The sequence below is a fragment of the Vannielia litorea genome (genome assembly GCF_019801175.1).
Lineage (GTDB): Bacteria > Pseudomonadota > Alphaproteobacteria > Rhodobacterales > Rhodobacteraceae > Vannielia > Vannielia litorea_B.
The window spans coordinates 1,898,946-1,911,923 of sequence record NZ_JAHVJR010000001.1 but is presented as its reverse complement, the minus strand read 5'-3'; the positions used below and the strand labels follow the sequence as shown (position 1 = coordinate 1,911,923).

9 protein-coding genes are annotated in these 12,978 nt (G+C 63.1%); 3 read left to right on the top strand and 6 right to left on the bottom strand.

Annotation, left to right across the window (positions count from 1 at the left end):
- The first annotated feature begins 37 nt into the window (after window positions 1-37).
- On the top strand, window positions 38-928 hold the full coding sequence (locus KUV38_RS09445; RefSeq protein WP_222471026.1) for a LysR family transcriptional regulator: 891 nt from the start codon (window positions 38-40) through the stop codon (window positions 926-928).
- 413 nt (window positions 929-1,341) lie between these two features.
- Here KUV38_RS09445 and KUV38_RS09440 read toward each other — a convergent pair whose 3' ends face one another.
- The 3 genes from KUV38_RS09440 to KUV38_RS09430 all read right to left on the bottom strand — a co-directional run bounded on the left by KUV38_RS09440 (window position 1,342) and on the right by KUV38_RS09430 (window position 5,010).
- Entirely contained in the window at window positions 1,342-1,899 is a 558-nt protein-coding gene (locus KUV38_RS09440) for a hypothetical protein (RefSeq protein ID WP_222469803.1), read from the bottom strand.
- Window positions 1,896-3,083 (bottom strand): DUF3500 domain-containing protein, encoded by a 1,188-nt coding sequence (locus tag KUV38_RS09435; protein ID WP_261385188.1) that lies wholly within the window; start codon window positions 3,081-3,083, stop codon window positions 1,896-1,898. Before KUV38_RS09435 ends, KUV38_RS09440 begins: the two co-directional genes overlap by 4 nt.
- 712 nt (window positions 3,084-3,795) lie before the next feature.
- On the bottom strand, window positions 3,796-5,010 hold the full coding sequence (locus KUV38_RS09430) for a tyrosine-type recombinase/integrase (protein WP_222469802.1): 1,215 nt from the start codon (window positions 5,008-5,010) through the stop codon (window positions 3,796-3,798).
- A 374-nt stretch (window positions 5,011-5,384) separates the two neighbouring features.
- On the opposite strand from KUV38_RS09430, the gene KUV38_RS09425 reads away from it, so the two are divergent.
- Both KUV38_RS09425 and KUV38_RS09420 read left to right on the top strand, forming a co-directional pair.
- Window positions 5,385-7,085 (top strand): ABC transporter ATP-binding protein, encoded by a 1,701-nt coding sequence (locus tag KUV38_RS09425; protein ID WP_222469801.1) that lies wholly within the window; start codon window positions 5,385-5,387, stop codon window positions 7,083-7,085.
- 83 nt (window positions 7,086-7,168) lie between these two features.
- Window positions 7,169-7,645, top strand: a complete 477-nt coding sequence (locus KUV38_RS09420) for a MarR family winged helix-turn-helix transcriptional regulator (RefSeq protein WP_315898640.1) — start codon at window positions 7,169-7,171, stop codon at window positions 7,643-7,645.
- Window positions 7,646-7,699: 54 nt separating this feature from the next.
- Here the strand turns inward: KUV38_RS09420 and KUV38_RS09415 are convergent, their stop codons facing one another.
- The 3 genes from KUV38_RS09415 to KUV38_RS09405 form a co-directional block, all read right to left on the bottom strand.
- Window positions 7,700-9,652: a TonB-dependent receptor plug domain-containing protein gene (locus tag KUV38_RS09415; protein WP_222469800.1), complete on the bottom strand. Its 1,953-nt coding sequence runs from the start codon at window positions 9,650-9,652 to the stop codon at window positions 7,700-7,702.
- Between the two features lie 136 nt (window positions 9,653-9,788).
- Window positions 9,789-10,799, bottom strand: coding sequence for a siderophore-interacting protein (locus KUV38_RS09410; RefSeq protein WP_222469799.1), 1,011 nt, complete (start codon window positions 10,797-10,799; stop codon window positions 9,789-9,791).
- Between the two features lie 10 nt (window positions 10,800-10,809).
- Window positions 10,810-12,924 carry a TonB-dependent receptor gene (locus KUV38_RS09405; protein WP_222469798.1) on the bottom strand — a complete coding sequence of 705 codons (2,115 nt, stop codon included), beginning with the start codon at window positions 12,922-12,924 and terminating at the stop codon, window positions 10,810-10,812.
- Window positions 12,925-12,978 lie beyond the last annotated feature (54 nt).

The following is a 12,978-nucleotide window of genomic DNA, read 5'->3' as shown; positions in this document are numbered from 1 at the left end:
AATAAAAATAGAAAACCAAACGAAGTGTTATCATCCGATGCTCAACGCCACATGGCTCGAGACCTTCACCACAATCTGCGAGACCGGGCACTTCACCCAAGCTGCAGTGCGCTTGAACATGACCCAACCCGGTGTAAGCCAACATCTCCGGAAGCTCGAACAGCAGGTCGGAATGGCGCTAATCAGTCGACAGGGAAAGAGCTTCATCCTCACACCAGCGGGCGAGGCGGTATTCGAGCTCGGCCTGTCGCGCAGGGAAGAAGAAAAGCGCCTGCGCGACCTCATCGACACGGACGACCGGGACGCGGGGCCGGTCACCATCGCGTGCTCGGGCAGCTTCGCGATGCTGGTCTACCCAAACCTGTTGCCCTGGATGCGTGCCGCGCCCGATCTGAGTGTTCACCTCGAAGCGGCTCCACAAGCCGAGATCCTAGCGGGTTTGCTGGAAGGACGTTTCGACCTGGGCGTGCTTGGGGCGGACCCAAACCATGTGCGGCTCGAGGCTCAGAAACTCGCACGGGAAGAGTTGTGCCTCGTCCTGCCCGCGAATTCGGCCGACACGCCGATGTCCTTCGCGGAACTGGATGCCCGTGGCTTCATCGCGCATCCCGATGGCTATAGCTACGCTGATGACCTGCTGAGGCTGAACTTCTCGGATGATTACCCTGGATCCGACCGGTTGAACGTGCGCGGATCAATCAATCAGATCGGGCAGATCCCTGCGCCCGTTGCCCGTGGTATCGGCTACACACTTCTGCCCCGTAGCGGTATCGAGGCTTTTTCGGACAAGGCGAGCCTTTCAGTCGTCCAACTCCCGAGGCGTAGATGGCACGAACTTTGGTTGGTCATGCGCCGCGGTCGCCGTCTGTCGGCAAGGGTGCAGCATGCTCGCGGGTTGCTCAAGGAAGCCGCTGCTCAACTCCGGTAAGCGCGAGCTCGTTCAGTCGAAATGATAGGCCAACACCACGTTAGGAGACCCCGGGAATTGAGACGTGGACTCGGTGAAACCTTCGCTCGCGCAATCAGCAATGTGTTCCGCTGGAGTCGCGGCAAACCTATGATCCCGGCCAAGATCTCCCTTGTCGGCTCTCGGCCCTTTGCGGACCTTGAGGCTGGGTGAAGACGCCGCGGCGCAGCTTTACCGAAGCGGCCGTTCGTGCGTCGCGCAGAATTTTCCAATGGCCGAGGTCCGATGTGCGGACTTTGCAGACATTCGCTGCATCTCACAACATGGTCCGTTTGGACCGCCTAAACATGTAAATGCCGGGTCTCTACCTGGCGTTTGCCTGAGCTCATGTCATTCCGGAGACGATGGATATCGGAGCTGGTTCCGGGTCTAGCTCACTCCGGATCGGTCGCGGTCGGATTGAGCGGAACGCCATCGGCTGCGGCGAGGTAGCCGAACTCTGAAATCGGGCGCAATTCTCCGTTCTGTTCATCCCATAGAACCGCCGCACGATGATTGCGCACCTCGTGCATCACAGCGTCATAGGTCAGCACCAGATGGGATGAGCGATCCACGGAGCCCGTCACGTGCCACTGGCTGATGACCAAGGAAAATTGACCCAGATGGTCATGGTACGCGGACTGAATGCGCGCATCGGTCATTGTCAGGTCCAAGGGCGCAGCATCGCGCGTCACGGAAAGATGGTGCTCGAGATAGCGCGCCAACGCCGCCGCTAGCTCTTGCGGCAACGGCTGGCTTGGCGGCAGCGCCTCCATATCAGAAAGCTCGGGCGCCGCGATGATCAGGTCTTCCACCGGGAACTGGACCGTCAGCTGTAAAGAGGATCCCTGCTCACGCAACAGTAGGACGCTGCCGGGCAAGGCATGTGCAAGAACAGAAGCTGCACAGCCGACAAGAACCGATAACGCAAGAAGGCCCGACCGCCAGATCACTCCGCCTGCCCGCCGTAGTCGTCGGTCAGATCGCGCCAGACTGAATGCGGGTGGTTCCCCACCTTGTCGGTGGACTTGTTCGATTGAAGCGAGAACTCGATCCAGAGCGACGGCCCATGCACCCGGACGTAATCATCCTCCGCGCTCAGCTGCGGCGTGCCGGAATAGCCGAGATAGGTGTCGGGCAGCTCGGATGTGTATCTCTCCATGTAGGCTGCTGCGTCGGGTTCGGAAATGTCGCCGACATATGTTTCGATCGCGGCCAGAAGCAGGGCTGTCTGATCGGCATCCAGTTCCGCAACGGGCAGACCTTCGAAGCTGTCGGGAATCGCGTCATCGGCCTGTGGCCCGGCGAGGATGTCCCGGTAGGTTCCTTCCAGTTCGGCAACTGCGCGTTGATCCTCCGACAGTGCGCTGAGCAGCGTGGCAAAGGCGTCGCGTTCCTGCGTGAGCGGTTGGTTCACCCGACCGTTCATTTCGAAATAGGGGAAAGGCTCGACGCCCCGGAAGGAAGGGGTGGCCCCTGCAAGCTCCCCGTCGACATAGGTATTGGCAAAGGCCATGTGGTGCCCACCATAGTAGAGCTCCCATACGCCTGTCGACCCGGGCGTGCCGAGGAAAGCGAACTTGGTGTTGTAGGAGGAATAGCCGGCCTTGTAATCGGTGCTGACGGTGTTGATGTAGTCATCGGCGTTCAACGTCTGGACCATCTCGTCCCAGCCTTCGTTGATCTCACCGCTGGTGGCTTCCATCATGATCGCTTTGACCAGCCCGCGCTGTTTTGTGTTCAACTCGCCCAGCAGAACGCCTGGCCGCTTCGGAAAAGCCCCGGCAGGCAGGTTGCTCCAGTATTCCGCCTCGGTGCGGGAATAATCCAATTGCAGTTGCCCGAGGACGTCCTCCGACACGTCGGCCTTCAGCAGATCGATCAAACACAGCATCCGCCCGTAGCCCGGAGTCTCTCCGCACTCGGCGGCGGCGTCGGGGATCGGCACGCTCTCCATCAGGGTGCTGGTGTCGCCCATGCGCGCCTGAAGCGCTTTGCTCAGCGCCTGATCCTCCTCCGACATCGGCGGCGGACCGCCGTCGCCGGGCGGCGGGCTATCGTGACCTTGAGCAAAGACCGGTGAAACCAGAAGAGCGGCCAGCGCAGCGACGCCGACAAGTGCAAAACGATGAGACATTGGCAGTCCATTTGTGGAGTCACTGCATTCAGCCCTCAGTATCGGGGGAAACGAGAATAACATCAAGGTGATGCCCGGCAACCGACCGAACACACCACGAGCTTCCCGATCCGGCTCTGATTGGCATGAAGCGGCAAAAGAGCATCGCCACTCGGGCCATCGAAGCCGCCGTTCGCTCGCGGCGCAGCATACGTCACTCTGGGCTCGAAGCCGCCTTGCAGCGATGCAGCGTCAAGCCCGAGTTCGGCGTGGCCTGGATGCTCGCTTCCTACATGGCAGCTTAAATGTCTCACTCCTGCAGCGAAGGTCAGCTTCCCGCTCTTGTCGGTCGGGCGGGAGAATTCGTGCACTCGACGGCCAACACCTTGCCCCTCGTGCCAATCTCCGCAACTGACGTTTGCTTTGCGAGAGTGGAATAATCTAGAGCCATCCGTACCACGTCTGGAATTGACCCGAGACGACCTACTCCAACAACTAGCGTCCGCTTTGGAAGCTCGCGGCACTCAACTCGTAACTGCAGCCAAAGTCCGCTTGCCGCTCAAAGCACTGACAGATCCTTTCTGCGACAGACGACGTGTCCCACGCTCTTGTTCAATCCTTGTGGTTGAGGTCTGCGTAAAGCCGCTCACCCAGATTTCGTTCAATAGGCATTCGTGTGGGCCGTAGCGATTTGGAGCCACAAACGTTCAAATCGGGAGATCGCAGGCGCATTTCACGGCTTAGTGCGCTCGCCGAATACCCAATCTGCCCAAGACTCCATCATTTCCCGACGTTGCTCCAACAGATCGGTGCGGTGGTAGGCGGCTTCGGTCGCGTTCGAAACAGTGTGAGCCAGGGCACGCTCGGCGAGGTCTCGGGCGTAACCGTTTTCTGATGCCCAGTCGCGGAAACTGGATCGGAAGCCGTGGGTCGTTGCAATCCGGCCAGGAGTGTCACTGGCAACCTTGTGGTCTCTAAGGACTTTCAAGAGCGTCATGCCGCTGAGTGGCCGACCGGCTCTATAAGAGAAAATGTAGCCCTGTTGGCCAGAAAACTCAGCGCGTGCCCTCAGGATGCCGAGTGCTTGGCGGCTCAAGGGAACACGATGTGGTTGCCGAGCTTTCATTCGTTCGGCTGGCAATGACCAGGTTGCCGTTTCGAGATTGATCTCTGACCATGTGGCTTCACGCACCTCCTCCGATCGCGCCGCAGTGAGGATTGTGAATAGCAGGGCCATTCGACCGACCGATGTCTCTGTTTTGTGAAACAAGTCTTCGCATACCTGAGGCATGGAGCGCCAAGGAACTGATGGGTGGTGACGGACTCTGTCCCGTTTGCTTGGCGGCTTCGGGAGCAGGGCAGGGAGCGCTGCGACGGGGTTGGTGCTGGTGTAGCCATGGGCAAGGCACCAGAGCATGACGCGGTCACACCGCTGAGCAACGCGACTGGCGGTCTCGGGTTTGGACAGCCAGATCGGTCTTAGACCTGTGGCGAAATCTGCTGGGGTCAGGCCGTCGACCTTTAGTTTCCCAATGGCAGGAAAAACGTAGGTGCGGAGTGTCGTAATCCACTGAGCGCGATGCTTAGTATTTTTGAAGCCGGGTGCAATCTCTTCATACAAGGTCACGGCGGCCTTTTCGAAAGTGGGTATCTCTCGTTGCGCGGATGCCAGAGTTTGCTCTTCTGCCCTACGATTGATCGGATCGATCCCGCTCGCGATCAGCTCCCTTGCAGCCATCGCAAGCTTGCGAGCTTTTGACAGACCTGTGGCTGGATAGGTACCAAGGCCCATGTCTCTTCTCTTGCCGGTGAAGGGCGAAACAAAGCGCAACTGGAACTTACCGGTCCCGACGGATTTTCCGGGACGAAGGTACAATCCCGGTACACCTCCTACGGCCAATGCCCTTCCCGATGGGGACAACTTTCGTGCCTTGGTGTCAGTTAGCATGGTCCACTCCCAAGGGGCGTCTGGCGTTAGGATAGTAGGAGTTAAGCCCCACATCTAGCCCCACATTCAGTGCGCCATGCTATGACATCACGCGCTACAACCTGCGACACTTTCCGGCGAATAGTATCTGCTTAATAGACGTCTTCTTGGCTCTCATGAGATTTCTTGATGCTCTCTGATACACTTAGATGGCGGACACCTCTTCCGCCACTATCACCGTTTCATGCGAGATTGGCCCCGCTGTAGGCAACAACCCTTGTGGATGGTCTGCGGAAACAGCCCAAGGCGGCCTGACTATGCGAGCGGTGCATTTCGTTTCTGGTAGTCCCTCCGCGGTCAGCCTAAGAGGGGAGGGTGCTACACATCCTCGCCCCATGATCCGCCTTTTCTTCGACTACTATCGCCCGCATATGCGGCTGTTCTGGCTCGACTTCGGCTGTGCCGTTGCCTCGGGCCTGCTGGAGTTGGCTTTTCCGTTGGCCATTGCGGGGTTCATCGACACGCTGCTGCCGCAGGGCGACTGGGCGCTGACCGTGCTGGCGGCGGCAGGGCTTGTGGCGGTTTATGTGATCAACACAGTGCTCATGGCGATCGTCACCTATTGGGGCCACATGCTGGGTATCAATATCGAAACAGAGATGCGGGCGCGTGCGTTCGACCGGCTCACGCGGCTCAGTTGGTCGTGGTTCGACCGGGCCGAGACCGGCAAGCTGGTGGCGCGGGTGACGCGCGACCTCGAAGAGATCGGCGAGGTTGCCCACCACGGGCCGGAAGACCTGTTCATCGCGATCATGACCTTTATCGGGGCCTTCGCGCTGATGCTCTGGCTGCATCCGCAACTGGCGCTCATCACCCTCGTGATCGTGCCGGTCATGGCCTGGCTGCTGGCCCACTACGGCGGGCGGATGACCCGGGCGTGGCAAGCGATCTATGCCCGCGTCGGAGCCTTCAACGTGCGGCTGGAGGAGAGCATCGGCGGCATCCGGGTGGTGCAGGCCTTCACCAACGAGCCGCATGAGCGGGCGCTCTTTGGCGAGGACAACACCCGGTATCGCACCACCAAGCTGGAGGCCTACCGGATCATGGCGGGCGTCACCGCGCTGCATTACATGGGGCTGCGGGTGGTGCAGGTGGTGGTTATGGTCGTGGGCGCGGGCTACGTGTTTCAGGGCAGCCTCAGCACCGGCTCCTACGTGGCCTTCCTGCTGCTGGTCGGCGTGTTCTTTCGCCCGTTGGAGAAGATCGCGGCGGTGCTGGAGCTTTACCCGCGCGGTATCGCGGGCTTTCGCCGCTACCTCGAACTGATGAACACCGCCCCCGAGATCACCGATGCGGAGGACGCACGCGAGGCGCCCGCGCTGACCGGGGCGATCAGCTTTGACAAGGTGAGCTTTGCCTATGACGGCGCGCGCGGCGTGCTGCATGATATCTTCCTCGAGATCGCCCCCGGCGAGCAGGTGGCGCTGGTGGGGCATTCGGGCGCGGGCAAGACGACGCTGGCCGCACTGGTGCCCCGGTTTTACGAACCGAGCGCGGGCGAGATCCGGATTGACGGCATGCCGATCCGCGAGATGACGCTGGCCTCGCTACGGAGCCAGGTCGGACTGGTCAGCCAGGATGTGTTCCTGTTCGGCGGCACGTTGCGCGAGAACATCGCCTATGGTGCGCTGGAGGCCGATGAGGCGGCGATCATGGCGGCGGTGGAGAACGCGCAGCTCGGCGGGCTGGTGCGCGAGCTGCCGGACGGGCTCGACACGATGGTTGGCGAGCGCGGTGTGATGCTTTCGGGCGGGCAGCGGCAGCGGGTGGCGATTGCCCGCGTGTTCCTGAAGAACCCGCCGATCCTGCTGCTGGACGAGGCGACCTCGGCGCTCGACCGCGGCACCGAGCGCGAGGTGCAGGCGGCGCTGACCCGGCTCTCCGAAGGGCGCACCACGCTCACCATCGCCCACCGGCTCAACACCATCCGCCACGCCGACCGCATCATCGTGCTCGATCAGGGCCGGATCGTGGAGATGGGCACCCATGACGAGTTGGTGGACCGGCAGGCGGCCTATCACGCGCTCATCAGCTGAGCGGGCAGGGTGGGGCGCTTGTGGCTGGCCCGCCGCCCGCCCGCGCGGTAGAGGTGAACGGCCAGAGCATCACGCGGACCAGCATGGAAGATCACCCGAACGCCCGAGCAGAGCTGTTTGCCGATGACGCCGACCCGGGGATGGGCGCCAACCGGGTGTGGTTCAACCTGCTGCGCATTCACCGCAGCACCGGCGCTCGCATCGCGCGCGCTCTGCGAGAGATCGGCGTGGGCGACCCTGTGTGGTACGAGATCCTGCTGGAGTTGGAGCGCGCCGGCCCCGAGGGCATGGCGATGGCCGCCTTGGAGCGCAAACTCTTCACGACCCAATATGCACTGTCGCGCCATGCAGCCCGTCTGGAGGAGGAGGGGTGGATCTCGAGCGCATCCGCTCCCGGCCCGGGGCGGGGCAAGGTGTTGCGGTTGACCGAGGCGGGCAAGGGCAAGTACATGGAGATCTGGGCCGTTTACAGCGAAGCCATCGCCGAAGAGATCGGCGCACGGCTCTCGGTCGATGAGGCTTATGAGCTCGCCCGCGTGCTCATCCGGCTCTACGACTGAAGACGCCGCCGATGCGGGGCACCGGCGGCGTCTGGTTTCGGCTGCTGTTCCTGCTCAGAACTTGGCGACGGCTACCAGCGAGATGGTGCGGCCCGGCTCGCGCAGCGGGGTGATCGTGCCGTATTCGCCGCCATAGGTTGCACGGTCGGCATATTGCTCGTCGAAGAGGTTGTTGACCTCGGCGCGGATGGTCAGGTTGGGCAGGCTGGGCGGCACGTATTCGGCCCAGGCATTGACCACAGTGTAGCCGTCGAAGTCGTTCAGGGCCGGATCGTCGAAGTCGTAATCCAGTGCAACATCGAGACCGCCGCCGACCTTCAGGCCATCGACGCGGGTTTCCTGCTCGACTTCGAAAGCCACCAGCGTGCCGAGCGGCGCGCCGTAGTCCTGCGCCGTGAAGCTCTCACCGGACGCGCCGTCGATCTCGACATCGCTGTGCGAGAGCGTCATGCGGGCAAAGCCGGTGCCCCAGCCGTAGGTTACGCCGAGGTTGAAGCCCTTGCTCTTGAAATCGAAGTTGTTGGTGCTGCTGCGGGCATTCTTGATCTCGGTGACGAAGAGCTCACCAGAGAGCGTGAGGTCACCGCGCGTCCAGTCGAAGCCGATTGTGGCGTTGTCGGCCCGGGCGGCTTCCAGCCCGTCGTAGGCCGTGGCGCTCAGCATCCGCCAGTATTCGTAGTTGTCTTCGATCACCAGCCCGCCGAACACCGAGGAGACCCCGCCGCGCAGGGTGAGTTCGTCGGTCGCGGCGAAGGCGAGGGAGGCGTTGCCGGACCAGCCTGAGAAGTCCCCCTCGAAGCCGTTCACGCCGGTAAAGCTCTGGCTGTCATAGCGTGCACCGAAGGACACCTTGAGCCGGTCGGTCGGCTGCAGCCGCGCCTGGGCGAACAGCCCGACGTTCTGGGATTCTTCGGTCTGATCCTCGGCGTAGTTCGGGCTCAGGTAGTTGCCGAAGCGGTCCTGATAGTCGATCCCGGCGGTCACCGTGTTGCCTTCGTTCAGGTGGAAGGTGTTCTGGAAGGTTGCCGAGAAGGTGCCGGAGCGGCCGTTGCTGTCCCACGGGTCGGGCTTCACGATCTCGCTTTCGGAGTAACCGATGTGTACGCGCGGGTCCCACATGCCGGTGGCATCGGGGGTCTCGTAGACGAAGGAGTAGCTCTCGCGCGTGGTATTGTAGAGCGTCAGCGCGTCGTCGACGCCGTTGAAGCCGCCGAAGTTCGCGCGTTCCTGCCGCAGGGAGCTGTCCATCAGGCGCTGGGCCGAGAATTCGAAGCGGTGGCCGTTCTTCTCGTAGGCGACCTTGCCGAGGTAGCTCTCCAGCGCGGCGCGGGTGCCGTAAACGCGGTTGCCGTCGCCGTCCTCATAGTCTTCGCCATCGGCCAGCTTGCCGTAGAGCAGCCATTCGAAGCCGCCTTGCTGACCGGCGAGAGTGAGCGCCGATTGCAGGGTCTGGTCGTTGTCGGAGAAAGACAGGCGGACGTTGCCGCCAAAGCTGTCGCCCGGCTCCAGAATGTCGGTGGCATCCACAGTTTCAAACACGACCGAGCCCGCCAGCGCATAGGGGCCAGCATCGGCGGGCGAGACGGTGGCATCGGCGCGGACCTGCTTGAGCAGGCCGGGGTCGATGGCGTTGGCCGAGACGTGGTGGAAGGCGCGGTTGTTCTGCGCTGTGCCATCGACGGTAACGCCGAGGTTCAGCATATCGACGCCGTTGACAAAGATCTTCTGGGTCAGCGGCAGCGCGCCGCCAACGGAGACCGAGGCGATGCCCGAGAACAGGTCTTTCAGGTCGCCGGTGCGGGCGCGCTCGAGTTCACGGTCGGAGACATACATCGAGGTCGCGCGGTCGGCCTCGTCGCCCAGCTCGTCGCGCTGCTGCACGATGATCGGGTCGAGGGTGAAAACGGGTTGCGCATCCTGCGCGTGGAGTGCCCCGCCCGAGAGCGCGAGCAGCGCAAGAGCGGAGCAGGAGGCAGCGGAGCCGCTGCGGCGGAATGTGAGTGGCATGGGAGTCCCCTGAGTGTCGTCTGTCTTGGCTGGGCTCAGAGGCGTGGCTGGACCTTCCGTAGAGGGCGCGGCATTAATATGCAAGTGCATGTAACCTGTTTTTACAGGGGTATGACGCTTTTGGGCAACCGGGCTTTCAGGCGTCTGGAGCCGTCCAGTAGGCGGCCACCTGATAGCTCTCGCGCGGGGTGGCAGCCTCTGTCAGCCGGGTGCGCAGGGCCACGGCTTCGCTGCGCTCCCCGGCGAAGAACCTAAAGCTCCCGTCGCGCGGCGCTCCGAGCTGCTCGAAGGCCTCAATTGGTGTGAGGCCCTCGCTCCGCAGCACCCATGCAAGCTCGATGCCGGGCGGGTGGGCGAGAGTTTGAACGTCGGCCTCCTCGGGCACAAAAAGCACGGCTTTGCCGCGCGTGTCCTCCGGCATGGCGGCGAGTTGCCGGGCGATGACCGGAACGGCGGTTTCATCTCCCACGAGGCCCATCCAGCGATGCCCCTCGATCAGCTTGCTCCCGCCCGGGCCGGTGACGGCGATGCTGTCGCCTCTGCTGGCGCCACGGGCCCATTCGGTCACGCGGCCGCCCTCGTGGACAAACACATCAAAGGTGATCCGCGCGGCCTCGCCATCTGTCACGATCTTTCGCGTTGTGTAGACCGGGCGGTGCCAAGCCTCGATGCCGCCGGGCCAGCGGGTGACGCCGGCCTCGTCGGTGGCGGGCAGCGCGGCGCCCTCAGGGCCGAAAAGCAGGCGAAAGTGCAGCCCGCCGTCGTTGAAGCGGGCGAGGTCGTCGCCTTCGATCACCACCCGGATGTACGAGGGTGAGAGCTGCTCGGCGGAGACGACCTGCGCCACGCTCAAGTTGGCGGGGCGCTTTCCGGCCACAGCATCCTGCCACGCAGGCGTCTGCCCCATGCTCTTGAGCCGCGCGCTCAAGTGGTCGCGCATGATCTGCAGATCGCCGTCGGACCCGGCCTCGATCCGCAGCAGGGTGCCAGCCCCTTCGCCGCGCAGTTCGATCTGGCCCAGCCGCGCCTGAATGACGAGACTGGTCGCGCTTTCGATGGCGTCGAGGCCATTGGCTTCGGCCACGCTGGAGAAGGCCACGCGCGCCTGTTCGGCGGGCAGGGCGAGGCTGGTGCGCGCTTCGGGCATGGTCGGCTCCTCAGAACGTGTAGTCGAAGCGCACGCCGATCTCCCGGCGCTCGCCAAGCCAGGCCGAGGCGCCTTGGCCGCCTTCGACGTATTCATACTGGTAGAAGCGCTCGTCGAAGAGGTTGGTGGCGTAGCCGGTGAGGCTCATGCCGTTGTCCCATTTGTAGCCCAGCGAGGCGTCGACCACGGTGTAGGCATCGAGCATCGCCGGGTCCGACACGCCGTTCTCGATCCGGCTCATGCGCTCGCCCACGTAGGTCGCCTGCGCGCCACCGAACCAGCCCACATCGCCCTGCCGCCAGTTGAAGCCGAGGGTGATCGTGGTCTCTGGCGCGAGCGGGAAGGGCTTGCCCGAGTAGTCGGTGGTGTTGATCGCGAAGTCCTTGAACTCGGTGTGCAATAGGCCGACCGAGCCGTATAGGTCGAGGTTGTCGGAGGCGGCGTAGGCCAGCTCCAGTTCTGCGCCGTAGCTCACCGACTTGCCGGCGTTAGTTATGTAGTAGCTGGTGCTGTCGCCCGGGGTTTCGAGGATCTCGACCTGCTGGTTGTCCCAATCCTGGTAGAACAGGCTGGCGCCCACGGTCAGGCGGTCATCCATCAGCGTTCCGCGATAGTTCAGCTCGATGTTGTGCGCCTGCTCGGCCTCATACTCGCGCAGGGTGCCCGAGCTGATCTGGTAGGAGGCGCCGCCGGGCCGGTAGCCCTGCTGGTAGATCAGCGAGAGCTGCTGGCGGCTGTCGATCTCCCATGTCAGCCCCAGCTTGGGGATGAACTCGGTGGCCTCGTAGTTGGTGGAGGGCGCCGCCGTGCCGCCGGAGCTGGCCTCCTGCTTCTGGCTGTAGTGGTCGAGCCGCCCGCCTGCGATCACCCGCCAGCCGGGAGCGAACTCGTAGGAGACCTCGCCGAAGAGCGCGGTGTTGGTCACGTCGATGGTGTTTTCGTTCTCGGTGACGGAGCCGAACATCCACGTGTCGCGGAAGGCCTCGGTGCGCTCCTTTGCGGCATAGAGCCCGGCCACCCAGCGCAGACCGCCGTCATCGTAACTAAGGCGGAACTCCTGGCTGAGGATCGTCTGGTCGAACTCGCCATCGACCCAATACATCTCGCCCGGCGTGCCCTCGTTGATCGAGTGGCGCCCGGTGACGGAATGGGTGAGGCCGGTTTGCGCGGTGAAGGTCAGCGCGTTCGAGAACGCGTGCTTCACTTCTAGGCCGAGGTTGTCGACCGTGGTTTCGCGGATTTCCTGATAGGTGATCGCGCCGGGCGAGAGCGGCTCAAGCACGCCCCAGTCATCGCCGCGCATGTCGTCATACTCGATCCCGAGGCCAAACCAGCCGGGGCCGATGATGTTGTTATAGGCCGGTCCGTCGAAGCTGTGGGAGTAGCTCAGGATCACATCGGTTGCGCCGGAGGGGCGCCACAGGAGCTTGCCGCGGAGCGTGTAATAATCATCGGTCTTGAAGTCGTCGGAGCGGTCGTAGCCCTCAAGCGAAGGGTAGCTGATGTCGCTGTCCTTCTTCGACCATTCGGCGCTGACCCGGTAGGCCAACGTGTCGGAGAGCGCATCGCCAAAGGCGACACCGATCTGCTGCTTGTTGTTCTCGCCGTAGGTGAGTTGCACCTTGCCGGAGCGGGCGAATTCCGGGTCTTTCGTGCGCAGGTAGACAGCCCCGGCCAGCGCGTTGCGGCCCGAGAGGGTGGATTGCGGGCCGCGGTAGACCTCCACCTGCTCCACATCGAAGGTGCCCCGAAAGCCGCGGCGGGTGCCTTCGACGGTTTGCTGCACGCCGTCGATGTAAAGCGAGGCCACCGGCGCGCCCGCACCGCCGGGCGTCAGCCCCTCGGAGTTGACGCCGCGAATGGTGAAACCGCTCTCGTTCAGGTCGCCGTCGCCGAAGTTGGGCACACGGTCCATGATATCGCGCCACTGGGCGAGGTTGGTGCGGCTGAGGTCGACCTCAGCCACCACCGAAACACTGGCGGTAGTGCTCTGCGCGTCATCGGTGGAACGGTCGCCGTAAATCTGGATCGGTTCCAGCTCGATCACCTGCTGTGCCGTGGCGTCGGAGGCGGAGATGAGGGCGGAGGAGCCGAGCAGCGCGGCGGCGAGTTTACGAGTGGACATGCGAGCACCTTGATCTGTTCCCGCGTGGCGGGAATCGAGCGGTTGAGTGCTGGC